Below are 22,606 nucleotides of genomic sequence, written 5' to 3' on the forward strand. Positions count from 1 at the left end.
GCCCAAAGCGATCGCCCCCGGCAACTTCGCTCCCCGTCAGTCCCAGGCGCCCGGAACGTGCCGGTTCTGGTTCACGGACTCCACCCGCGGGGCCTGGCCGTCGACGTGAGTGATCACGTTCACGCAGGCGTTGCTCTGCCGCAGGTCCGCGGCCCGGTCCAGCGGCATCCCCAGCAGGGCGGCGAGGTACGCCCGGTTCACCACGTTATGGGCGACGACCGCGAACCGCTCCCCGGCGTGGCGGACCAGCAGTTGCGCGAACGCCGGCGCCGCCCGGGCCAGCACCGCGGCGTAGCTTTCCCCGTGCAGATAGGCGACGTGCCCGGGGTTCGCCCGGAAGGCGGCGTACTCGGCGGGGTGCTCCGCCTCGATGTCGCCCCAGTTCATCCCCTCCCAGCGGCCGACGTTCACCTCGTGGATGCCCTCCGCGGTTCGCACCTCCAACCCGTGCGGCTCCGCGATCGCCGCGGCCGTTTCGTTCGCCCGCACCATCCCGCTGGAGTAGACGGCCGTCAGCGGCACGTCGGAGAGAAACTTGCCCACCGACGCCGCCTGCGCCCGGCCGGTCTCGGAGAGCGGCAGATCGATGCCGTTCCCCTGCAAAATGTAGGGCACCCGCTCGTTCGCCTCCGTGGCGCCGTGACGGATGAGGAGCAGGGTGGTGGCGGGGGCGTCAGACACGGGGGAAGTTTCTCAGAACGGAATTTCAAGGGACAAAACACAAGAAACAGAGGCCCGGACGCGGCGCCGGTCAGTGCGTTTCTTGTGCCTTGGTCATTGATCCTTCGACCGTCGCGAGCTTCGCCGCCACCTGGACGGCCCCGATCATCCCTTCCGGATCCGCCTCACCGGTCCAGGCGATGTCGAAGGCGGTGCCGTGGCTGGGAGAGGTGCGAACGATCGGCAGGCCGAGGGTCACGTTCACCGCCCGGCCCCAACCGATCAGCCGCAGGGCGATGTGGCCTTGGTCGTGGTAGATCGCGGCGACGGCGTCGAAAGCCCCGGCGGCGGCCTGACGGAACAGGGTGTCCGCGGGGATTGGGCCGTGCACGTCGCGTCCCTCCGCCCGCAGCCGCTCCACGGCGGGGGCGATCGTCTCCTCTTCTTCCCCCCCGAACAGCCCGCCCTCCCCGCCGTGGGGGTTGAGGGCGCACACGCCGATCCGCCGGCGGGACGCGGCGATGCGGGTCAGGAACTCGTCCAGCAGGCGACCGGTGCCGGCGACGCGGTCGACGGTGAGCAGGCCGGGGACGGAGGCGATCGAGGTGTGCAGCGTGGCGTGGGCGACCGTGAGGCCGTCCGGGCCGAGCGGGAAGTCGCGGAGGTTCGCCGGGCCGGGGGGGAGGTGCAGCGTCATGCGGACCTCCGCCGGTTCGCCGGGGCGGCCGCAGCGTTCGGCGAGAATTTCCGTGTGTCCGGGGTGCGTCACGCCGCCGGCCGCGAGGGCGGCCTTGTTCAGCGGGGCGGTGACGATCCCCTCGGCCGCCCCGGCGAGGCAGAGGTCCGCCGCCGCGACGAGCCAGTCGTGGGCCGCCTTGCCCGCGGCGCCGCTGACTTGGCCGGGCGGCGCCTCGCGGGCCAGCCCGCCGGTCGGATCGAAGCACCGCACCACGCCCGGCGGGCCGTCGAACAACCCCGCGGGGTTGTTCGCCGCTTCGACCCGCACCTCTTTATTACTCTTTGCCCCGCTCGGGCCGTCCGCGTGCCGCGAGTTCGGGGGGAGAAGATCGAGGGCGCGACGGAGGACGGCGGGGTCGCCGATCACCGCGGGTCGGCAGCAGGCGGCGGTGCGGGCGTCGCAGAGGGCGCCGGCCGCGACCTCCGGGCCGACGCCGGCCGCGTCCCCCAGCGTGAACAACAACCGCGGACGAGCCATCGGGCCGGGCGAAACGGGGGCGAAACCAGCCGGAACCCTAGCCGCGGGCGGCGGCCCCCTCAACGTCCCGGTTCAGGACGGACGTCGGCCGGCGGAGGCTTCGCGCGCGAGGGCGGATCGGAAAATTCCCACGCTGGGGAGGGCGGATCCGAGCGGACGACCCGCGTTCCCGAGGAAAACCGGACAACCGTTACAGAACGCCGGCCGGAGCGGCCGATACGACCCTCACACCCCCCCCGCGCTGCGTGGGGCCGCGTCGGTGGTTCGGAGTCGCGTGGTGCGACACCGACCGACGTGGACCTCGGGCTTTCAGCCGGGGGTTCGCCGGGAATCGAGTCAGGGACGAATCGATGCGGAACAGACTCCGGGGCACACTGCTGTCGGCTGCCGCGGGCCTCGCCGCCGCCGCCGCCCCGACCGGCGTGGCCTTCGCTCAGAACTACCCCGCCGTCACCCCGGGCGTCGAGCCGACGCCGGGACAGCGGTACTCCGTGCCGGCCGGCATGATTCCGCCGGCCGGCCCCGCCGAAATGGCGGAAGCCCTGCCCCCGGGCATGCTCCCCCCGGCGAACGCCGGCGGGACCGGCGGACCGGGCCGCGTGCCGATGGGGCCGGGCGGCCCTATGGGCCCGGGCATGGCGCCCCCGCCGGGTTACGGCGGTCCGCCGGCCGGCCCCAGCCTGCTGCCGGACTCCCTGCGGCCGTACCCGCGGATCAGCCCGTACGACCACAGGTTCGACCAGTTCTTCCACGACGGCGAGCTGTGGAAGCGGACGGCGAACAACGCCCCCCGCCGGTACTTCGGCGGCGCCAGCTATATGCAGGGGAAGTTCCGCGACGCCAACCGCGTCACCATCGGCTCCCGGCGGACGCTGGACGAGGTGATTAACGAACTGTTCAGCCCGCGGGTCTCCGGGGAAGGGTTTAACAATCCTACGACGGCGATCGATACGATCGAGCCCGTCGGACCGCTGGTCATTCTGCCCTGGGTGAAAGAAGCCTTCCTCGTCAACGGGGACGATCTCGAGTACTTCGGGCTCGCCGTCATCCAAGAAGCCGATTCGACCGTGACCGGCTTTCCCGCGAACCGGCCCCGGCTGGTGCCGTTCTACGACAACGACATTGACGAAGAGCTGGACCAGCCGACCAGTACGATTTTCGTCTCGTTCGACCCCGCCACGATCGGCGACCTGGAGGGGATTGACTACGCCCTCGGCGACAACGGCGTTTTCCTGGACCTCCTCGGCTATGAACCCCTGACCGGGGAGGTCTTTTCCAACGAGGATTATCGGGCCCTTCTCCCGAACTACGACCTGCTGATCGGAACGCAGTACGAGGATGCGGACAACCCCGGCATCCGCTTGCGGTTCGGTTGGGAAGAGGCCGACGGCAGCGGCTTCGAGTGGACCGCGGACTGGCTGGCAGAGGACGCGGACGTCTACCACCGCGGCGACGAGGGCAACGCGCGTCGGTACTTCGAGCGACTCGACAACTTCTTCCCCGTCGCGGGCTTTGGCACGCAGGACCAACGTCCCAACCTCGAAACTCGACCGACGCCGCTGGGCGTCATCGTGGTCGACGCGAACCCCGACCTGTTCAACGCCTTTTTCGGACCGGTCAATCGGCCCGTGAACGTGAACGGGATCGTGAACCCCTCCATCGAAAACACGCTCGCCGCGTTCACCTACGACCTGCTGTACGAACTCGAATTCTCCGGCGAACAGGCCGGCACGGATTTCTCCTACGTCTTCACCCCGATGGTCCGTAAAGGTCCGCTGCGGATTCGTCCGTCAGCCGGTCTGCGGTTCAACTACCTCAACGAAGAATTCCGCTTCAACGGCATCGATAGCGGCACCATCTACGTCCAAGACACCCTCGGCGAGTACCAGGCCGTGGGGCCGAACGGAGAATTCTTCCCGACGCCCTCGATCATCGTCGATCCGACGGACGCTGTGAATTTGGTGAACAATGTGAACCTGGCCGGCCAGACCACGAACCTCCCGTACAGCAGCCGATTGGAAAACCAGGTTTCCACCTACCTGTTCGGGCCGCAGTTCGGTCTGCACGGGGACGTCGAAGGGAAGTTCCTCAGCGTGCGGAGCCACGTGAAGGCCGGCGTCGCCGTGCTGCACGAGGAGATCAGCGTGGAGGGTTACGGCTTCAACCTGAATCAGAACGCCACCGGCGAGCTGATGCCGTTCGACGACCAGCAGGAGCACGCCCGGTTCAGCCCCTTCGTGGACGCCAATGTCCGCGGCGAGTTCAACGTCTTCCCCTACGTGCCGGTCCTCAACCGCTTCGGCTTCCTGAAGCGGGCCCGGTTCACGGCCGGCCTGGGCGTGACGAGCTTCTGGGAGGTCAGCCGCCCGCTGGACTCGGTCATCTGGCGGGAGGCCAACAGCGGCAACCCGTTCGTGAACAGCGACCCGGACGACCGCAGCAAGCTGTACTTCACCAACTGGGACCTCGGCGTCACCTGGCGCTACTGAGCCTGACGGAACCGAGGCGGACCCGCCGCCCGGCCGCCCGCCTCCGACACCGCAACCCCGCCCGCGGCCCCGTGCCGCGGGCGGGGTTTTTGGTTGATTGCGTTCCTCCCGCCCGACGCGGGGCCGGTCGGATGCACCCCGCCGCCGGCCGACGTAGACTCCCCCCTTCCCCCCGCCCAACTGAAGACCCAAGCGACCGGAGCCGACCCCTGATGCGTTTGAAAGACCAGGTGGCCGTGGTCACCGGCAGCAGCACCGGCATCGGCCGGGCCGTCGCGGAGCGGTTCGCCCGGGAGGGGGCGGACGTGGTGATCAACTACCGGAAAAGCGCCGACGAGGCCGCGGAGTGCCTGAAGGCCGTCGAGGCCGCCGGCCGCCGCGGGCTCGTCGTGCAGGCGGACATGCAGGACGTCGAGGCCGTCCGCGGGCTGGTCGATCAGACCGTGGAGGAATTCGGCCGGATCGACGTGATGGTCGCCAACGCCGGCGTCGAGAAGGAGACCCCCGTGCTCGAGATCGACGAGGCGCACTGGGACTGGATCATGGACGTGAACCTCAAGGGCGCCTTCTTCGCCGCCCAGTTCGCCGCCAAGCACATGGTCAAGCGGTTCGACGCGGAGGGCGTCGGCGGCAAGATCATCTTCATGTCCAGCGTGCACGAGGAGATTCCCTTCCCGCTGCACGCCGCCTACTGCGCCAGCAAGGGCGGGCTGAAGTTGCTCTGCCGCGGCCTCGCCGTGGAGCTGGGGCACAAGCAGATCACCGTCAACAACGTCTGCCCCGGGGCGATCAAGACCCCGATCAACGCCCCGCTGCTGTCCAACCCGGAGCGGATCAAGGACCTGCTCGCCCAAACTCCGCTGGGACGGATCGGCGAGACGGACGACGTCACCGGCGTCGTCACCTTCCTGGCCAGCGACGAGGCCCGGTACGTCACCGGGAGCAGCTACTTCGTCGACGGCGGCCTGACCTGGCACTACGAAGAGTAGGGTCCGCTCCGCGGACCGCGTCCTGCAGCCGACGATCGCCCCGCACGGTCCGCAGAGCGGACCCTACGAAGCATGTCCGACCGCACCGTCTCCCTGCTGCTCCGGGCGGCGGGCTGTCTGAACCTCACGGCCCTGCTGTTCGCCTTCGGGCCGCGGCGCTGGCTGGAAGGGGGCCACGAACTGTTGCTGGGCAGCTCCTTTCCGGAGGAGCCGGTCGCGGAGTACCTCGCCCGCAGCGCCAGCCTGCTGTACGCCTTCCACGGCTTCCTGCTGATCTACGCCGCCGGCGACGTGCGCAAGTTCGCCGGCTGGCTGCGGCTCTACGGCGGGCTGGCGCTCCTCGCGGGGCCGGCGTTCCTGGCGATCGACCTGTTCAGCGGAATGCCCCCCTGGTGGGCCTGGGGCGAGGGGACGACGCTGGTCCTCGGCGGGGCGCTCGTGCTCTGGCTGATGCGGGGGCGGTAGGGTCCGCGGTGCGGACCGGTCTTCTCAACGACCGTTCTCGCGGATCGCGGTTCTCCGCACACGGTCCGCGGAGCGGCCCCTACGATGGGCGTTCCCGATCCCCTCCGCCGAGCGTGCGTCCATGCCCCTCGTCAACCTGTCCATGAAGCACGGCACCACCCTCGCGGAGGCCGAGGAGCAGCTCTCGCAGACCGTGGCGGAGGTGACCTCCAAGTTCGGCGGGTTCGTTCGAGAGGTGGAGTGGGGCGAGGACCGCCGGAAGGTGAAGCTGACCGGGCCGGGCGTGTGGGTGACGATGCGCGTCGACGCGGAGCACGTGCACGCCGAGGGCGACATCCCGGCGCTGACGGGCCTGTTGGGCGGGGGCGTGAAAAAGGCGTTGGAGGGCGCGATCCGGCGGAAGTTTCCGAAGGCTCTGCCGGAGAAGTGACGCGTCCGGCGGGAAGCGCCCCGTCCCGGGGAGAAGCGAACGCCGGAGGCGGGTATCCTCGGCGACGCGTCGCACCGTTTTCCCCACGTCCCCCGACCGCTTCCCCGATGGCCGACCCCCAACCCTCCGCCGGAGAGTCCCAGAACAAGCCGATCCGGAAGCTGCTGGTCGCCAACCGCGGCGAGATTGCGATTCGCATCTTCCGCAGCGCCACCGAATTGGGCCTGCGGACGGTCGCCGTCTACACCCACGAGGACCGCTTCGCCCTGCACCGCTTCAAGGCGGACGAGGCGTATCAGGTGGGCAAACCGGGCGAGCCGCTGGCCGCCTATCTGGACGTGCCGAACCTCGTCGCCCTCTGCGTCCGCGAGGGTGTGGACGCGGTGCACCCCGGCTACGGATTCCTCTCGGAGAACGCGGAGTTCGCCCGCCAGCTGGAAGCGGCCGGCGTGCGGTTCATCGGTCCCACGGTCGACGTGCTGAAAGGGCTGGGCGACAAAACCAGCGCCCGCGCCCTGGCGAAGCAGGCGAACGTCCCGGTGCTGGAGGGCACCGACGCCGTCACCGACGTGGAGGAGGCGAAGAAGCTCGCCGACGAGATGGGCTACCCGGTGATGCTGAAGGCCGCCCACGGCGGCGGCGGCCGCGGCATGCGGATCGTCCGCAAGCCGGAGGAACTGGCAGACAACTTCGAGGGCGCCCAGCGGGAATCGCAAACGGCCTTCGGCAGCGGGGAGATCTTCCTCGAACGCTTCATCGAGCGGGCCCGGCACATCGAGGTCCAGCTGCTCGGCGACGGACACGGCAACCTCGTCCACCTGCGCGAGCGCGACTGCTCCGTGCAGCGCCGCCACCAGAAGGTGGTCGAGATCGCCCCGGCTCCCAACCTGCCGACGAAGGTCCGCGACGGGCTGTGCGACGCCGCCGTGGCGATCGGCGCCCAAGTCGACTACCGCAGCGCCGGCACCGTGGAGTTCCTCTACGACGCCGACCGCGAGGAGTACTACTTCATCGAGGTGAACCCCCGCATCCAAGTGGAGCACACCTGCACGGAGCAGGTGACGGGGATCGACATCGTCAAATCGCAGATCCTGATCGCCGGCGGGGCGAAGCTTTCCGACGAGGATATCGGCCTGCCCTCGCAGGAGGCGGTGAAGTGCGAGGGCTTCGCCATTCAGGTCCGCGTGACCACGGAGGATCCGGCCAACAAGTTCGTGCCGGACTACGGCCGCATCTCCCACTACCGCAGCTCCGGCGGCCCGGGCGTGCGGCTGGACGCCGGCAACGCCTTCAGCGGGGCGGTCGTCAATCCGTTCTACGACTCCCTGCTGGTCAAGGTGATCGCCTCCGGCCGGCGGTACGAGGACGCCATCAGCAAGCTGATCCGCACGCTGATGGAGTTCCGCATCCGCGGCGTCAAAACGAACATCCCCTTCCTGCTGAAGGTCCTCGACCACCCGACGTTCCGGACCGGCGAGACGACCACCCGGTTCATCGACAGCACCCCGGAACTGTTCGAGTTCCCCGAGCGGAAGAACCGGGCCACCAAGCTGCTGCGGTACCTCGGCGAGACGATCGTCAACGGCAACGAACTGGTGAAGGACCGGCCGCCCGCCCTGCGGCGGGAGCCGGCCCCGGCGCCGACCTTCGACCCGAACGAGGAGATGCCCAAGGGCACCCGCGACAAGTTCAAGGAGCTCGGCCCGGAGAAGTTCAGCGCCTGGATCCGCGAGCAGGACCGCCTGCTGATCACGGACACCACCTTCCGCGACGCCCATCAGTCCCTGCTGGCGACCCGCGTCCGCACGAAGGACATGCTCAACGTCGCCGACGCCTACGCCCACCGGCTCAGCGGGCTGTTCAGCATCGAGATGTGGGGCGGGGCGACCTTCGACGTCTCGATGCGGTACCTGAAGGAGTCCCCCTGGCAGCGGCTCGCCGACCTGCGGGAGGCGGCGCCGAACATCCTGTTCCAGATGCTCCTCCGGGCCAGCAACGCTGTCGGGTACACCAACTACCCGGACAATGTCGTCAAGGAGTTCGTCAAGGAAACGGCCGACGCCGGGTTAGACGTCTTCCGCGTGTTCGACGCCCTGAACTGGACGAAGAACATGCGGGTGGCGATGGAGGCCGTCCGCGAGACCGGCGCCATTTGCGAGGCCTGCCTCTGTTACACCGGCGACCTGCAGGACCCGTCCCGGACGAAGTACGACCTCAAGTACTACGTCGGCCTCGCCAAGGAGCTGGAGTCCCTCGGCGCCAACATTCTGGCGATCAAGGACATGGCCGGGCTCTGCAAGCCGGAGGCGGCCCGGATGCTGATCGAGGCCCTGCGGAACGAGACGGACCTGCCGATCCACTTCCACACGCACGACACTGCCGGCATCCAGGCGGCCTCGCTGTGGGAGGCGGCCGGAGCCGGGGTGGACGTGGTCGACGCGGCGATGGCCCCGCTCTCCGGCGGGACCGCCCAGGTGAACCTCAACACTCTCGCCGAGGCGTTCCGCGGCCGGCCCCGCGACACCGAACTACCGACCGCCGCCCTCACCGAGGTCGCCACCTACTGGCGGGCCGTGCGGGAGTTCTACCGCCCGTTCGAGGCGGACGTGCTCCCGTCCACCGGGGACCTGTACGACCACGAAATGCCCGGCGGACAGTACACCAACCTGTTCCAGCAGGCCCGGGCCCTGGGTCTGTCGGACCGCTGGCAGGACGTGTGCCGGATCTACGCCGACGTGAACCGGCTGTTCGGCGACATCGTGAAGGTCACGCCCACCAGCAAGGCGGTCGGCGACATGGCCCTGTTCCTCGTCGCCAACGAGATGGAGGCCGACGAGGTCCTCACGACCGAACGCGAATTGAGCTACCCGCAGTCGGTGATCGACCTGATCGGCGGGGCGATGGGCCAGCCCCCCGGCGGCTTCCCCGAAGCCGTGATGAAGAAGGTGCTGCGGGATCAGGAGCCCTTCACCGAACGCCCCGGCGCCAGCCTGGAGCCGGCCGACTTCGCCGCCGCCAAGGCCGCCGTGGAAAAGATGGTGCCCGGCGAGGCGACCGACCGGGACACCCTCAGCCACCTGCTCTACCCGGCGGTCTTCAAGGACTTCGCCGCCCACCGGCGGGAGTTCGGCGACACCAGCGGCCTGCCCACCCCCAACTTCTTCTACGGCTTGGAGCCGGGAGAAGAGGTCGCGGTGGACATCGAGCCGGGCAAACGGCTGATCGTGAAGTTCCTCGCGGTCGGCTCCCCGCATCCCGACGGCACCCGCACGGTGTTCTTCGAGCTGAACGGCCAGCCGCGGGACGTCACCGTGCAGGACCGCAGCCTGGAGGCGGACACCGCCGCCGCCGTGAAGGCCGACCCGGCCGACCCGAACCAGATCGGCAGCCCGATGCCGGGCATGGTCGTGACCGTCGCGGTCCAGCCCGGCGACCGGGTCAAGCCGGGCCAGAAGCTGCTCACGATTGAGGCCATGAAGATGCAGACGAACCTCGCCGCCGAGGCCGAAGGCGTGGTGAAGTCCGTCAGCGTCTCCGCCGGCTCCCAGGTCGCCGCCGGCGACCTGCTGGTCACGTTGGAGTAAGGGCGCCACCAGTGCCCGTAAACATCGGCAGGTGGACTCACGACGGCCGCGAACACCTCACGACGTTGGCGGAGGATTCGTGGGACCTTCGTGAGCAGATCGAGGCTCTGGAAGCGTGGCTCGCAGCGCTTCCAGAGCCCCTCGATTCGCCCAGCGGCCACGTGGCGGATATTGGTTTCCACATTCGCCGTGAACAGTCAGGCGGCGGGCCACCCATCACCCTGTGTTTGATGGAACTGTGCTTGGCGTCCAGCATGGAGATCTTTCTTTCGCAGTATGCCGGCGGCGATGAGGAGTGACGGAGCGGACTTCCCCCCCGACGCCGCCGCCCGGCTGCGGAGCGAGACGTTCATTCGCGTCGTCGAACTGCACGCCGAACTCGGCAGCACGAACGATCGGGCGCTGGAACTCGCCGCCGACGCCGACCTCGCCCTGCCGGCGCTGGTCGTCGCCGGCCGGCAGACCGGCGGCCGCGGGCGGGGGGCGAACCGCTGGACGGCCCCCCCGGGGTGCCTGACGTTTACCCTGCTGCTCGAACCGCCGCCGGGCGGAACCGACGCGGCTCTGCTGGCGCCGGTCACCGGGCTGGCCGTGGCGGAGACCGCGGCCGAGCTGACGGACGCGCAGGTCGGGGTGAAGTGGCCGAACGACGTGCTGCTCCGCCCCGCCCCCCCGGTTCCCGGGGCGGAGGTCCCTTGGGGCAAGCTGGCCGGGATCCTCTGCGAGCGACCCCGGCCCGACCGGGTGGCGGTCGGCGTCGGTCTGAACCTGAACTGCGACCCCGCCGCGTTCCCGCAGACCCTCGCCCGCCCCCCGGCGACGTTGCGGGGCGAGCGCGGCCCGCACGACGCCGTCGCCGTGCTGATCGATTTGCTGGTACGGCTCGAAGCGGCGTTCGCGGATCTCGCCGAGGGCGGCCGGCTGGACCCGGCCCGCTGGGCGGCCCGGGACGCGCTGGCCGGGCGGGCGGTGAGCGTCGCCGCCGGAGCCGGGCGGGTGTCCGGGACGGCCTGCGGGGTGACCGCCGACGGCGCCCTGCGGGTCTTCGACGGCCACGCCGCCCGGGAGGTGCGATCGGGAACGGTCGATTGGTGAGGGTGGTCCGCGGCGACATTGATTTTCCCTCGGGAAGGTCTTCTTTTTCTGGCCGGATTCGGCCTCCCCTTCGGCGGGCCGTTGTGCGAAGACGGCCGCACGCCATCCTCGAGGAGCTTGCCATGTCCGTCGCCGTCGCCACCCCGCCGTCCGCCATGGGCGCCGCCGATTCGCCCTCCGCCGCGGGACGATCGGAGGCCCGCAGCTCCTCCTGGCGGAGAAGCGATTCCGCCCAGCGGGGCTGGTGGATCGCCGCGTTCCTGATCCTGTCCGGTCTGGCGGCGGTGCTCGCCTGGGACGCGGTGAAGTACGACTTCATCGCCAAGCGGTTCGGCGTCGTCGAGGACGGCGGCCTGTTCCGCAGCGGGCAGATCTCCGCGGCAATGTTCGTGCCCACGATCGAAGAGCACGAGATCGACACCGTCATTTGCCTGATGGGCAACGACAAGACCGAGCCGGACCACCAGGAGGAGGTCGCCGCCGTCGAGGCGATGGAGGACGTGAAGTTCGAGCGCTTTCCCCTGCGGGGCGACGGCACCGGCGACTTTGAGACCTACTTCAACGCGCTCGCCTCGCTGACCAGCGCCCGCCGGGCGGACCGCAAAGTACTGGTGCACTGCGCCGCCGGCTCCCAGCGGACCGGCAGCATCGTCGCCGCCTACCGCCTGCTCGTGCTCCGGGACGACCCGGCCGACGTCTACGCCGAACTGGGCCGCTACGGTTGGGAGCCGGAGGACGCCGCGATGCTGGACTACCTCAACCAGCACCTCCCCGAGTGCGCCCGCCGCCTGTACGAGCGCGGCCTGATCTCCGAGATCCCCGACCCGATGCCGGTGCTCGGCCCGTAATTCGCGGCGTTCGACCAATCCGCCAGCGTCCCGGCCCCTTCCAAGGGTCCGGGACGCTTCGCTGCGCCGTCAGGGCAGAGCCCCGAACACCTTCGGACGTCGCAGGTCGGCCCACGTGCCCCGCAGCGCCCGGCCGGGGGCGACCCGCAGCACGCCGCTGGCCCGCACGAAGTCCGCCGCCTGCCGCACCGTCACCCGCGGCTTGCCGCAGGCGTAGAGCGGTTCGAGCGTCGGCCGGAACCGGGACTTGAAGTGCCAGAGCCCGCGGGCGTCGAACACGCCGTTGCCCGCCCGAAACCACGCCCGGACGCCCCGCAGCACGAGCGGGTTCTCCCCCGGCAGCGCTGCCCCCGTCACCACCGCCGGGGCGGGGCCGAGGGAGACGGTCCCGATGCCCTCCGCCGCGAGGGCGTCCAGCAGCCCGCGGACCAGCGCCGCGGCCGTGCCGGGAGGGGCGTCCGGCCGCGTGTGGAACGCCCCGAGCGTCCACCGGCGGGAACCGTCCGCCTCCCGTCGCCCCAGCGGGTGGGCGGTGGCGAAGCCGACGATCCGTCTGCCGGCCTCCGCGATCCAGACCCGCCGCGCCTCCGTCGACTCCCGCGGCGGGGGAGCGATGAACGGCCCGGCGGGTCGCCGCTGCGGCTTCGCGGCGAGGTGGGCGGCGAAGACCGCCGGCAGGTCGCCCCACGCCGGTTCGCCGCCCTCCAGCTCCCGCAGCGCGAGCCCGGCCCGCTCCGCCCGCGCGCAGGCGGCCCGAACGGCCCGATATCGCGACCCCGCCCATTCGCCCGGATGCCGGACGACGCATTCGGAGCCGGTCCGCGTGGGCCGGTAGCCGGCGGCGCGGAGCGGGGGCAACTCGGCGTCCGTCACGTTCAACCACAGCGGCGTCACGCCGAACGCCGCGCACCACGAACCGACCGCTGCGATCAGCGTCGGCGCCTGGCGCGGTTCGCACAGCGGTCCGCCGGGGATCAACGCCGTCCCGCCCCCGATCACCAGGCCGACGGCCCCCGGGAGGTCGGCCCGCCACAGCAGTCGGCGGCCCGGTTCTCCGACGAGCAGACCGTCGGCGGTGCGGGCGTGATCGAGGGCCAGCCGGCGGGCCGGCCCGACCGGGTCCTCGCCGCCCCGCGGGTCGGCGTCGCAGACGGCGGGGCGGGCTCGAATCACACGCGCTTCAGGTAGGTCAGACGACCGGTCGGCACCCACTCGGCGACGAGCAGGTCCCCGCCGTTGACGAACGCCGCGTCGTGCGGGCAGACGAACTTGCCGTCCTCCCATTTGTCGACCGCCCCCCGCATCCCGCGGATCGCCCCGACGCCTTTCTTACGCCACGCCGAGTCTCCGCCCAGTTCCGCGACGATCTGATTCTCGGTATCCAGCAGCGTGACCTGGGCGTCGAGGTCCGGCACGACGCGGAGCCCGGACTCGTGCACGTCGGCGAAGTCGCAGGGGCTCGGCACGGTGTTCGCGGCTTCGACCCGCAGGAAGTTGCCGTCCAGGTCGAAGTAGCTGATGCGGTGGTTGGAGCGGTCCGCCACGGCGAGGGCCGGCTCGCGGCCGGGGCGGTCGTCCCACAGCAGGCCGTGGGGGCAGTTCAACTGGCCCGGCTGGCCGCCCTTCTCCGCGAACACGCCGACCAACTCGCCGGCGGCGTCGTACTTGATCAGGTGGCTGGAGCCGTAGCCGTCGCCGACGAAGAACCCGCCGTCCGGGGTGAAGGCGACGTTCGTCGCCATGTAACGCTGGCCGTCGCCGTACTCGTCGGCGTCCGGCTTGGTCCAGCGGCGGACCTCCTCGCCCTTCAGCGTGAACTTCACGGTGCAGGGCTGGGACAGGTCGGTGAGGTACAGGAACTCCTCGCCGCCTTCCTCACGCAGGTCGAGGCCGTGGCCGCCGCCGTGGAACTCCTCGCCCCAGGACCGCAGGAACTTGCCGTCCGGATCGAAGGCCAACACAACCGCGCGCTTCGGGCCGCCCTCCGCCTGGTGACAGACGAAGATCGTGCCGTCCGCGGACTGACAGACGCCGTGCGTGTTGCCCCAGGCGAAGCCGTCCGGCAGCTCGCCCCAGTTCCCGTGCCACTCGTAGACGTACTCGCCGGAGCCGACGGTGACGGACTTGGAGCCGGCTTTGTCGTCCGCATGGACGAACGGCGCCCGAAGCAGGGCGGCGCCGGCGACGGCGGCGGCCCCGGTTTGCAGAGCGGTGCGACGGGAGACGGAATCGGACATACGGCGAGGCGGGCGGAACGGGATCGGGCGAACGCCGGGCCAGCGTAGCGGGGGCTTCGCCGGGGCCAAAGCCGGCCGCGTCGTTCCGACGACCGTTACTTCTTCCCCAGCGCCCGCTTCGCCCGGAAGAAGTCGGTGAGGATCGCCCCGCACTCGCCGGCCAGGACGCCGCCGAGGACGGCGCTGCGGTGGTTCAGGCGGGGGTCGTCGGTGAGGCGGTACAGGCTGTCGCAGGCGCCGGCCTTCGGGTCGGCGGCGCCGTAGACCACCGCGGGGACGCGGGCGTTTACGATCGCCCCGGCGCACATCGGGCAGGGCTCCAGCGTGACGTAGAGGGTGCAGTCCTCCAGCCGCCAACTGCCCAGCGCCTCGGCGGCCTGGGTGAGGGCGATCATCTCCGCGTGGGCGGTCGGGTCGGAGAGCGTCTCCCGCTGGTTGTAGCCCTCGCCGATGACCCGTTCGGTGGTCAGGCCGACGTCCTCCTCCTCCGGGCCGACCGGCGGCGCGTAAACCACCAGCGCCCCGACGGGGACCTCGTCCATCTCGCCGGCGGCCGCGGCGAGGTCCAGCGCCCGCCGCATCCAGCGTTCGTGCCGCGACGGCCGACCGGGGTGGAGCGGTTCGTTCAAAGCGTCTTCTCGTCGGCGGGCGGATGAAGGGGCGGAGTTCCGGCGGGGCGAACCAGCAGCGGGCCGAGCAGGTCCGGCGTGCGCAGCGTCGCCCCGGTCCAGAGCAGCGCCTGCAACACCGCGGCGGGGATCGCCTCCGGCAGGCCCGCCGTGGCGATGCTCGCCGCCATCGCCCCGCCCAGATAGGCCGTGCAGAGGAGGAGGCCCAGCCGGTGCGTCAACGGGACGAGCAACAGAATCGCCGACGCCAACTCGACGGCGCCCAACGGCACGATCAGCCCGGCGAACCCGCCGGCGTCGCCGCTGTCCCCCGCAACGCCGCTGAACTTCACGACGGCGCTGGCGGCCAGCGCCAGGCCGACGAGCCAGACCAACACTAACCCGGCGACGCGGCGAACTTTGGGAGACACGGGCGAACGGTCCAAAACGGGGGGAGCGGCGGGGAGGACGGGGCAGTGTACCGACCCTCACGCCCCGCCCCCCCGCCGTCGACCCCGCAATCCGCAAACAACGGCGGCGTCACCCCGGGAGCGGCGTTTGCAGACCGTTGGCGTAACGCTTGAAGCCCGGTTCGGCGCCGGCGGGGGGAACGCTGAGGATCGTCGCGGACAAGGCGTGCCCCTCAACCTGCCCCACCAGCGTCAGCGCCGCGTCGACGCGCTCCCCGGCCTCGTCGGTCGGGGGCGGAGCGACTTCCAATCCGACGGAGGGCGGCGCGTCGAACAGCGCCGTCAAACCGGCCGCGTCAAAGCGGAACCGGGCGGGGGCGATGGCGCCGTCGCCGGGCCCGCCGACGATTTCCGTGGCGCCCAGGAACAGCGCCACGGCCCAGCCGTCCTCGTTCGGTTCGCTGCGAAAGCCGACGCGGCCGAGCCCGCTGAGGGGGTCGAACAATTCCGCGGCGGCGTTCACAAAGCGTCCCAACCAAGCGGGCCGGGAGGGCGGACGCTCGCGCTCGGCGAGGTCCAATAGATCCCCGACGGGGAGGTGGGAACGCAAACGAGGGTTCGGCATAAGGGCGGTCCGGCGGGCCGTCCTTGGCCGGGCGCTGGCTGGGGGGGAACGAGGAGGAAGCGGTGCGGGACAGGGCCCGCGTCGGAGAGAACATCGACCGTTCGCCCGCTCCGCCGTCGGCTCAGTCGCCCGACCGCGTCGGGTTCCCGCGGGGCCGTTGGGTTCCCCGCGGTCGAATCGCGGAGTCCGGCTGTGACGGCGACGGCGGGCGGAAGAAACTTCTGCGAAGTCTCCCCGGCCCGGCGCCCGGGACGGCCCCGACGGTTTGACCGCGTCCCCCGCCCCGTTCACAATCGCCCCTTCCCCGCTGTTTCCGCCCTCGCCGCCTCTCTGAATCGTGCCGCCGGCGAACCCTCCCGACGCCGGCTCCCTGGCGCTTCGTCCCGCCCCCGACGCGGCCGAACTCCGCGAGCGAGCCATCCGCGACGCCGAGACCCTGTTGAGCGCCGGCGAGTGGATCCGGGCCTTCCGCGGTCGCTACGTGGTGGTGAAGCTCGGCGGCAGCGCCCTGGAGAACGAGGAGGCCGTCGACTGCCTGCTGGCCGACGTGCGGTTCATGGAAACGGTCGGCCTGAAGCCCGTCCTGGTGCACGGCGGCGGCAAGGCGATCAGCGCCGCGATGGCCGAGGCCGGGCTGGAAACGAAATTCGTCGCCGGCCGCCGCTACACCGACGCCGACTCGCTGGCCGTCGTGGCGAAGACCCTCGCCGGCATCAGCCGGTCGCTGGCCGCGGGGATCGAACGGCAGGGGGGCAAGGCGGTGGCGTTGTGCGACTTCGATCTGCACGCCCCGAACGCCCTGGCCCTCTACGGCCGGCCGCTGAGTTTGCCGGGGGAAGACGGGCAGCCGCTGGACCTCGGTTTGGTCGGCGAGGCGATCGGCGCGAACCACCGGGCCATTGAGGACGTCCTGAAGGAGGACCGCATCCCGGTGCTGCCCTCCCTGGCCCGCGACCGCCGCGTGCCGGGGCCGGCGGGGCTGTTGAACGTCAACGCCGACACCGCCGCGGCCGCCCTCGCCCGGCTGCTGGGGGCGGAGAAGCTCGTGTTCCTCTCCGACGTCGCCGGGCTGTACGCCGACCCGAACGACGAATCCTCCCTCATCCAGCACCTCACCGCCGAACGCGCCGGGGAATTGATCCGCAGCGGGGCGATCTCCGGCGGGATGATCCCGAAGGTCGAGGCGGCGCTGGAGGCGCTGCTGGCCGGCGTGCACAAGATCCACTTCGTCGACGGCCGCACGCCGCACAGCGTCCTGTTGGAGATCTACTCCGACAGCGGCGTCGGCACCGAAATCGTCGCCGACGATCCGCACTAAAGCGGAGGCCCTGCCGGACCTCCGCGTTCCGAATTCTCGCTTTTTCGCTTCGCTCCGCCGCATGCCCGCCCTCGCCGATTCGCCGACGTTTCGCTCCAGCGCGGAGACCGCCTCGCTATTCGAGCGGGCCGTGATCCCCAATTACCCCCGGCTGCCGATCAGTCTGGTGCGGGGCGAGGGGTCGCGCGTCTGGGACGCCGAGGGGAACCGCTACCTGGACCTCTTTCCCGGGTGGGGCTGCAACGTGCTGGGCTACGCCCCGCCGCGGGTGGTCGAGGCGATCCGCGAGCAGGCCGGGCGGCTGATCCACGTGCCGAACACCTGGCTGATCGAGGAGCAGGCGGCGTTCGCCGACTTCCTCACCCAGCGGAGCTTCGGCAAGGCGTTTTTCTGCAACAGCGGGGCGGAGGCCGCCGAAGCCGCCCTCAAACTCGCCCGGCTGCACACGCCCGAAGAAAAATACCGGGTCGTCACCTTCGAGAAGGGCTTCCACGGCCGGACGTTCGCCGCCGTGACCGCGACGGCCCAGCCGAAGTACCACGCCGGGCTCGGCCCGCTGATGCCGGGCTTCCGCTACGCCCCGCTGAACGATCTCGACGCGGTCCGCGAGTTGGTCGACGGCGAGACCGCCGCGGTCATGATCGAACCGGTGCAGGGCGAGGGCGGCGTGAACGTCCACCCGCCCGGCTTTTTGCAGGGACTGCGGGAAATCTGCGACCAGGCCGGCGCCCTGCTGATCTTCGACGAGGTGCAAACCGGCATGGGCCGCACCGGCCATTGGTTCGCCTCGGAGACCTTCGGCGTGCAGCCGGACATCTTCACCCTCGCCAAGGGGGTGGCGGGGGGCGTGGCCTGCGGGGGGATCGTCTGCAAGGACGAGATCGCCCCGTCGCTGCGGCCGGGGATGCACGCCAGCACCTTCGGCGGCAACCCGCTGGCAATGGCCGCCGGCCTCGCCACCGGTCGCACCATCGAGGAGGAGGGCCTGCTGGAACATTGCCGCGAGATGGCGGAGCGGTTCCGCGGGGCCCTCGAACCGCTGATCGAGTCGAACCCGATCGTCGAGGCGGTGCGGGTCTGCGGGATGATGATCGGCGTGCAGCTGACCGTCCCCGCCGCCCCGGTGCAGGACGCCTGCCTGAAGCGCGGGCTCATCATCAACAGCACGCAGGGCAGCGTGGTGCGTTTGTTACCGGCCCTGAACGTCACTCCGGAGGAGGTGGACGAGGGCTGTGCGATTCTCATCGACTGCCTGTCCGACGCCGCCGACCAGACGGCGGGCGAACCCGCCGGGGGAGAGTGAACGTGTCCGAAACCCTGACCTTCCCGGGCGCCGCGATCGACGGCGCCGCCGGGGCGCCCTTCGTCGCCCCGGAGAACTGCCTGCTGACCCTGTTCGACTGGTCGGCGGAGCGGATTGAAGCCCTGCTCGACGCGGCCGCGACGCTGAAGGCGCAGTACCGGGCCGGCGAGTGCCCGCGGCCGCTGGTCGGCCGCACGCTGGTGCAGATCTACGACAAGCCCAGCCTGCGGACCCGGCTGAGCTTCGCCACGGCGATGACGCAGCTCGGCGGGAACGACCTGTTCCTCACCTCCAAGGAGGCCGGGCTGATGGGCCGGGAAGACCCGTCGGACGTCGCGCGGGTGCTCGGGCGGATGGCGGACGCCGTCGTGATGCGGACCTTCGGGCAGGAGCGGGTCGAAGCCCTCGCCGCGGACGCCGGCGTGCCGATCGTCAACGGCCTGACCGACGAGTTTCACCCCTGCCAGGCCCTCACCGATCTGCTCACGCTGCGGGAGGCATTCGGCGAGGACCTCTCCGGCCGGCACGTCGTGTTCGTGGGCGACGGCAACAACGTTTCCCGCAGTCTGGCGATCGCCTGCGCCAAACTGGGCGTGCGGTTCACCCTGTGCAGCCCGCCCGGCTACGAGTTCGACGGGGCGTTCCTGGATCGCCTTGCCGAGGCCGTGCCCGGCGCCCGCGTCGACCACGGGGCCATGCCCTCCCGGGCGGTTGCGGGGGCGGACGCGGTCGTCACCGACGTGTGGGCCTCCATGGGCCAGGAAGCCCAGAGGGAAGAGAAGCTGCGGGCCTTCGCCAACTATCAGGTCGACGCCTCGCTGCTGAACGCCGCCGCGGACGACGCCGTGTTCCTGCACTGCCTGCCGGCCCACCGCGGAGAAGAGGTGACCGCTGAGGTGATCGACGGCCCGCGGTCCCGGGTGTTCGATCAGGCCGAAAACCGCATGCACCTCGCCCGGGCGCTGTTCGTGGAACTGCTGGGATAGTCGCGGGATGCGTTTCTCTCGGGGCGACGTTCTGCGTCGCCCCGCAGGGGACGCGGAGCGTCCGGCCGCTCCGCGGCCCGTGCGTTCCGACGCGGAGCGTCGGGACGAGAAGGGGGCGTTACGCGAAGCCGTGCTTCGCTTTGAGGGCGGCGAACTCCTCGCGCAGCTCCGGCATCGCCCCGTCGCGGCTGGCGACGAGGCCGCCGACGGCGTTGGCGAAGCGGCCGCAGCGCTCGCCGTCGGCGTCGGCCAGCAGGGCGCAGATCAGGCCGGCGGTGAAGGCGTCGCCGGCGCCCACGGTATCCGCCACCTGCACCGGCTCGGCGGGGACGTCGACCGGCTCGTGCCCCGCCTTCAGCACCCGGCAGCCGTCGGGGCCGCGGGTGACGCAGGCGGCGTCCAACCGCCAGCGGTCCGCCGCCCGCAGCAGGAACTCCGCCGGGTCGGCCGGCAGGTCGAGCAACCGGGCGACGACGGGGACCTCCGCGTCGTTCAACTTCAGGACGTTCGCCCGCTTCAGCGACTCGCGCAGCAGGTCGGCGGTAAAGAAGTTCTGCCGCAGATTCACGTCGAATACCGCCCGCACGGTCTGCGGCCGGCCGGAGATCAGCTCCCGGATCGCCACCCGGCTGCGGAAGTCGCGCTGGGCCAGCGAACCGAAGCAGAGGGCCGCCGCCCCGGCGAGGGCCTCCCGGCCGGCGTCGGTCGCCTCCAGGGCGTCCCAGGCGACCGGCTGCTGGATAACGTACTCCGGCCCCGCGTCGCCGTGGGTCACGGAGACGTGGCCGGTGGGCAGGTCCGCGTCGGTCTGGATCAGGTCGGTCGACAGCCCCTTTCCCTGAAGGAAGGCGACGAGGTCGCGGCCGGCGGCGTCGTCGCCCACGCGGCTGAGCACGCGGCCGGTCAGGCCGAGTTGGTGGCACTGGAAGGCGACGTTCGCCGGCGCCCCGCCGGGGCGGCGGGTGGTCTCGCCGTTCTCGCCCGGAAATTCGTCCCACAGCAGTTCGCCCAAGCCCACCACCGCGTGGGAAAAACCGTCGGCGGGCGGGGCGTTCGCGTCGTCGCTCATGCGGTCACGGTAGGGACCGCTCCGCGGACCGTGAAGGAAAGCGGAAGGTTTTCGGAGACGGTCCGCGGAGCGGACCCTACGCTGTGCCGCCATGCCCCACGTCGCCTTCCTCTACGCCACCGCCCCGGACGCGCAAACCGCTGCGACCCTCGCCCGCACGCTGGTCGAGGAACGGCTGATCGCCTGCGGCAACGTGCTGCCGACGATGCGGAGCGTCTACCGCTGGGAAGGCGCCGTGACGGAGGCGGCCGAGGCGGCGCTGATCGCCAAAACGACCGCCGACCGGGCCGACGCCGCGACCGCCCGCCTCGCCGAGCTGCACCCCTACGAGGTGCCCGCGATCACCCGGTTCGACGCGGCGAGCGCCCTGCCGGCGTTCGCCGCGTGGGTCGCCGACGAGGTCGCGTAGGGTCCCCTGTGCGGACCGCCGGAACCTTCGGGCGTTCTCGGAACGGTCCGCGGAGCGGACCCTACTGACCGAAGTTCTCCGCGAGCCGGACGAGGGTGCGGACGCCGACGCCGGTGGCGCCGCTGGCCATGTCGGCGGCGCCCTTTTCCCGAAACGCGGGGCCGGCGATGTCCAGGTGCACCCAGGGCTTGTCGCCGACGAAGTGCTCCAGGAACTTCGCCGCCGTAACCGCGCCGCCGTAGCGGGGGCCGACGTTTTTCACGTCCGCCACGTCGCTGTCGAGCAGGCTCTTGAAGGAGTCGGCCATCGGCATCCGCCAGACCTCCTCGCCGGCGGCCTCGAAGGCGGCCTGCACCTCGGCCCACCAGGCCTCGCCCCCGTCGCTGTTGACGCCGGGGAAGCCGCCGACGATCCCCTCGCCCAGCGCCACCACGCAGGCGCCGGTGAGCGTGGCGAGGTCCACCAGCCGGTCGGCCGGCTCCGCCCAGGAGCCGCCGGTCACGGCCATGTCGAGGACGTCGGCCAGCACCAGCCGGCCCTCGGCGTCGGTGTTGAGCACCTCCACGGTGGTACCCTGCCGGGTCTGCAACACGTCGCCCAGCTTGTAGCTGTTCCCGGAGACCATGTTCTCCACCAGCCCGGCGTACCCGACGACGTTCACCGGCAGGTTCAGCCCGGCGATCGCGGCCATCGCGCCCAGCACCGCGGCGGAACCGGCCATGTCGCACTTCATGTCCTTCATCCCCTCGTTGGGCTTGAGGGACAGACCGCCGGAGTCGAACGTGACCCCCTTGCCGACCAGCGCCAGCGTCGGCCCGTCGCCGCCCTTGAGGTGCGAGAGCACCACGACCCGCGGCGGCCGGGCGCTGCCGCGGGCGACGGCGAGCAGCGACCCGCAGCGCTCCGCCTCCAGTTCCTCCGGGCCAAGGATCGTGCAGCCGAGGCCGACGTCCTTGGCGAAGGCGGCGGCCCGTTCGGCGACGCTTTCGGGGTGCACGTCCTCCGCCGGACGATCGACCAGTTCCCGGGCGAGGTTCACCGCGGCGCCCAGTTTGATGCCGCGTTCCAGCGCCTCCTCGGCCGGCTGCACGTCGGCGGTGTCGGCGAGGATCGCGGTGAGCGCTTCCAACGGGCTGCGGTCCGGCTCCGACTTGTAGAGCCCCGGGCCGGCGCCGGCGATCGTCGCGGCGCAGGCCAACTCCTCGGCGGCCCGGCGGAGGCCGACGGCCTCGGCGACCTCCTTGGTCAGCAGGACGGCGGCGGTGCGGCCCGGCTTGCCGGTCGCCTTCCGCACGCCGGTCCGCACCGCCTTGGCCCAGGCCGCCGGCGACAGCGCCCCCGGCTCGCCCAGCCCGACGCAGACCGCCCGGTCCGCGGCGACGTGGGGCAGGTCCGGCAGCACGAGGCACTCGCCCGTTTTGCCGGTGAGGTCCCCGCGGGACCGCAGCCGGGCGAACAGGCCGCCGGTCGCGGCGTCCAGATTTTTCAGCTCGGCGCCGGGCTCGCCCCGCTTCCAGACGGGGATCAGCAACAGGTCGGCGGAGACGTCGCGGGCGGCCTCCGCGGTGGCGAGGACCTTGGGAACGCGACCGGCGGGGGAGACGGGCATCGGCGGAGGGGTGGGCGACGGAGCGACGACGGACGGACGGGCGGGCGACCCCGCGAACGCCGCGACCATCGCCGAAACCGACGCGTCTGCCAACCGCTGCGACCCTCCCAACCCGCCCCCGCGCCCCTTCGCCGCGTCGGCCCGCCCCGCGGGACGACGGCCCGGCCGGCTCAGTTCGCCCCCCGCTCGATGCGGTGCGCCAGCGATTCCAGGTCCGCCAGCAGCGCGTCGACCCGGGCGAGGGCGGCCTCGCCGG

20 protein-coding genes are annotated in these 22,606 nt (G+C 71.3%); 11 read left to right on the top strand and 9 right to left on the bottom strand.

The features are described 5' to 3' along the window. Positions 1 to 36 precede the first annotated feature (36 nt). Complete coding sequence (locus ACG2DA_RS06870; RefSeq protein WP_395254755.1) at positions 37 to 681, bottom strand: histidine phosphatase family protein; 645 nt, start codon at positions 679 to 681, stop codon at positions 37 to 39. Positions 682 to 751: 70 nt separating this feature from the next. Then, entirely contained in the window at positions 752 to 1,876 is a 1,125-nt protein-coding gene (gene pdxA / locus ACG2DA_RS06875) for a 4-hydroxythreonine-4-phosphate dehydrogenase PdxA (RefSeq protein WP_395254756.1), read from the bottom strand. A 350-nt stretch (positions 1,877 to 2,226) separates the two neighbouring features. On the opposite strand from pdxA, the gene ACG2DA_RS06880 reads away from it, so the two are divergent. The 7 genes from ACG2DA_RS06880 to ACG2DA_RS06910 all read left to right on the top strand — a co-directional run bounded on the left by ACG2DA_RS06880 (position 2,227) and on the right by ACG2DA_RS06910 (position 11,776). Then, positions 2,227 to 4,365, top strand: coding sequence for a hypothetical protein (locus tag ACG2DA_RS06880; RefSeq protein ID WP_395254757.1), 2,139 nt, complete (start codon positions 2,227 to 2,229; stop codon positions 4,363 to 4,365). A gap of 212 nt (positions 4,366 to 4,577) precedes the next feature. Continuing rightward, the gene (locus ACG2DA_RS06885) at positions 4,578 to 5,354 is read left to right on the top strand and encodes a glucose 1-dehydrogenase (RefSeq protein WP_395254758.1); all 777 of its coding nucleotides are present in this window, start codon (positions 4,578 to 4,580) and stop codon (positions 5,352 to 5,354) included. 72 nt (positions 5,355 to 5,426) lie between these two features. Continuing rightward, a complete protein-coding gene (locus tag ACG2DA_RS06890) occupies positions 5,427 to 5,819 on the top strand; it encodes a hypothetical protein (RefSeq protein WP_395254760.1) in 393 nt (130 codons plus the stop codon). Positions 5,820 to 5,940: 121 nt separating this feature from the next. Further along, positions 5,941 to 6,249 carry a polyhydroxyalkanoic acid system family protein gene (locus ACG2DA_RS06895; protein WP_395254761.1) on the top strand — a complete coding sequence of 103 codons (309 nt, stop codon included), beginning with the start codon at positions 5,941 to 5,943 and terminating at the stop codon, positions 6,247 to 6,249. 107 nt (positions 6,250 to 6,356) lie between these two features. Next, on the top strand, positions 6,357 to 9,833 hold the full coding sequence (locus tag ACG2DA_RS06900) for a pyruvate carboxylase (RefSeq protein ID WP_395254762.1): 3,477 nt from the start codon (positions 6,357 to 6,359) through the stop codon (positions 9,831 to 9,833). A 288-nt stretch (positions 9,834 to 10,121) separates the two neighbouring features. After that, positions 10,122 to 10,928, top strand: a complete 807-nt coding sequence (locus tag ACG2DA_RS06905; protein ID WP_395254763.1) for a biotin--[acetyl-CoA-carboxylase] ligase — start codon at positions 10,122 to 10,124, stop codon at positions 10,926 to 10,928. A 122-nt stretch (positions 10,929 to 11,050) separates the two neighbouring features. Next, positions 11,051 to 11,776 (top strand): dual specificity protein phosphatase family protein, encoded by a 726-nt coding sequence (locus ACG2DA_RS06910; RefSeq protein ID WP_395254765.1) that lies wholly within the window; start codon positions 11,051 to 11,053, stop codon positions 11,774 to 11,776. 69 nt (positions 11,777 to 11,845) lie between these two features. Here ACG2DA_RS06910 and ACG2DA_RS06915 read toward each other — a convergent pair whose 3' ends face one another. The 5 genes from ACG2DA_RS06915 to ACG2DA_RS06935 form a co-directional block, all read right to left on the bottom strand. After that, on the bottom strand, positions 11,846 to 12,949 hold the full coding sequence (locus tag ACG2DA_RS06915) for a phosphatidylglycerol lysyltransferase domain-containing protein (protein WP_395254766.1): 1,104 nt from the start codon (positions 12,947 to 12,949) through the stop codon (positions 11,846 to 11,848). Beyond that, complete coding sequence (locus ACG2DA_RS06920) at positions 12,946 to 14,013, bottom strand: peptidase (protein WP_395254767.1); 1,068 nt, start codon at positions 14,011 to 14,013, stop codon at positions 12,946 to 12,948. The genes ACG2DA_RS06915 and ACG2DA_RS06920 overlap by 4 nt, the downstream gene beginning before the upstream one ends. Positions 14,014 to 14,108: 95 nt before the next feature. Continuing rightward, entirely contained in the window at positions 14,109 to 14,642 is a 534-nt protein-coding gene (gene tadA, locus ACG2DA_RS06925; RefSeq protein ID WP_395254768.1) for a tRNA adenosine(34) deaminase TadA, read from the bottom strand. Then, positions 14,639 to 15,052, bottom strand: coding sequence for a hypothetical protein (locus tag ACG2DA_RS06930; RefSeq protein ID WP_395254769.1), 414 nt, complete (start codon positions 15,050 to 15,052; stop codon positions 14,639 to 14,641). Before ACG2DA_RS06930 ends, tadA begins: the two co-directional genes overlap by 4 nt. Before the next feature lie 109 nt (positions 15,053 to 15,161). After that, complete coding sequence (locus ACG2DA_RS06935) at positions 15,162 to 15,641, bottom strand: hypothetical protein (protein WP_395254770.1); 480 nt, start codon at positions 15,639 to 15,641, stop codon at positions 15,162 to 15,164. A gap of 385 nt (positions 15,642 to 16,026) precedes the next feature. Between ACG2DA_RS06935 and argB the strand changes: the two genes are divergently transcribed. From argB to argF, 3 genes are all read left to right on the top strand, one after another. Then, the gene (gene argB, locus ACG2DA_RS06940) at positions 16,027 to 16,974 is read left to right on the top strand and encodes an acetylglutamate kinase (RefSeq protein WP_395254777.1); all 948 of its coding nucleotides are present in this window, start codon (positions 16,027 to 16,029) and stop codon (positions 16,972 to 16,974) included. Positions 16,975 to 17,035: 61 nt separating this feature from the next. Next, positions 17,036 to 18,277 carry an aspartate aminotransferase family protein gene (locus tag ACG2DA_RS06945; RefSeq protein WP_395254771.1) on the top strand — a complete coding sequence of 414 codons (1,242 nt, stop codon included), beginning with the start codon at positions 17,036 to 17,038 and terminating at the stop codon, positions 18,275 to 18,277. A 2-nt stretch (positions 18,278 to 18,279) separates the two neighbouring features. Beyond that, positions 18,280 to 19,263 carry an ornithine carbamoyltransferase gene (argF, locus tag ACG2DA_RS06950; RefSeq protein WP_395254772.1) on the top strand — a complete coding sequence of 328 codons (984 nt, stop codon included), beginning with the start codon at positions 18,280 to 18,282 and terminating at the stop codon, positions 19,261 to 19,263. A gap of 118 nt (positions 19,264 to 19,381) precedes the next feature. Here argF and ACG2DA_RS06955 read toward each other — a convergent pair whose 3' ends face one another. After that, entirely contained in the window at positions 19,382 to 20,332 is a 951-nt protein-coding gene (locus ACG2DA_RS06955; RefSeq protein WP_395254773.1) for a carbohydrate kinase, read from the bottom strand. A 91-nt stretch (positions 20,333 to 20,423) separates the two neighbouring features. Here ACG2DA_RS06955 and cutA point away from each other — a divergent pair, with 91 nt between their 5' ends. Next, positions 20,424 to 20,741, top strand: a complete 318-nt coding sequence (cutA, locus tag ACG2DA_RS06960; protein ID WP_395254775.1) for a divalent-cation tolerance protein CutA — start codon at positions 20,424 to 20,426, stop codon at positions 20,739 to 20,741. Positions 20,742 to 20,802: 61 nt separating this feature from the next. Here cutA and ACG2DA_RS06965 read toward each other — a convergent pair whose 3' ends face one another. Then, positions 20,803 to 22,350, bottom strand: coding sequence for a leucyl aminopeptidase family protein (locus tag ACG2DA_RS06965; protein ID WP_395254776.1), 1,548 nt, complete (start codon positions 22,348 to 22,350; stop codon positions 20,803 to 20,805). Positions 22,351 to 22,606: the final 256 nt, after the last annotated feature.

The sequence above is a fragment of the Alienimonas sp. DA493 genome, from assembly GCF_043951915.1.
Classification (GTDB): Bacteria; Planctomycetota; Planctomycetia; order Planctomycetales; family Planctomycetaceae; genus Alienimonas.

Excerpts from the sequence above, each read along its gene's own strand:
- ACG2DA_RS06895 (WP_395254761.1), top strand. The coding sequence starts at position 5,941 with ATGCCCCTCGTCAACCTGTCCATGAAGCACGGCACCACCCTCGCGGAG.
- ACG2DA_RS06905 (WP_395254763.1), top strand. The coding sequence starts at position 10,122 with ATGAGGAGTGACGGAGCGGACTTCCCCCCCGACGCCGCCGCCCGGCTG.
- cutA (WP_395254775.1), top strand. The coding sequence starts at position 20,424 with ATGCCCCACGTCGCCTTCCTCTACGCCACCGCCCCGGACGCGCAAACC.
- ACG2DA_RS06900 (WP_395254762.1), top strand. The coding sequence starts at position 6,357 with ATGGCCGACCCCCAACCCTCCGCCGGAGAGTCCCAGAACAAGCCGATC.
- ACG2DA_RS06880 (WP_395254757.1), top strand. The coding sequence starts at position 2,227 with ATGCGGAACAGACTCCGGGGCACACTGCTGTCGGCTGCCGCGGGCCTC.
- ACG2DA_RS06955 (WP_395254773.1), bottom strand. The coding sequence starts at position 20,332 with ATGAGCGACGACGCGAACGCCCCGCCCGCCGACGGTTTTTCCCACGCG.
- ACG2DA_RS06885 (WP_395254758.1), top strand. The coding sequence starts at position 4,578 with ATGCGTTTGAAAGACCAGGTGGCCGTGGTCACCGGCAGCAGCACCGGC.
- ACG2DA_RS06945 (WP_395254771.1), top strand. The coding sequence starts at position 17,036 with ATGCCCGCCCTCGCCGATTCGCCGACGTTTCGCTCCAGCGCGGAGACC.
- pdxA (WP_395254756.1), bottom strand. The coding sequence starts at position 1,876 with ATGGCTCGTCCGCGGTTGTTGTTCACGCTGGGGGACGCGGCCGGCGTC.
- ACG2DA_RS06920 (WP_395254767.1), bottom strand. The coding sequence starts at position 14,013 with ATGTCCGATTCCGTCTCCCGTCGCACCGCTCTGCAAACCGGGGCCGCC.
- ACG2DA_RS06965 (WP_395254776.1), bottom strand. The coding sequence starts at position 22,350 with ATGCCCGTCTCCCCCGCCGGTCGCGTTCCCAAGGTCCTCGCCACCGCG.
- ACG2DA_RS06890 (WP_395254760.1), top strand. The coding sequence starts at position 5,427 with ATGTCCGACCGCACCGTCTCCCTGCTGCTCCGGGCGGCGGGCTGTCTG.
- ACG2DA_RS06910 (WP_395254765.1), top strand. The coding sequence starts at position 11,051 with ATGTCCGTCGCCGTCGCCACCCCGCCGTCCGCCATGGGCGCCGCCGAT.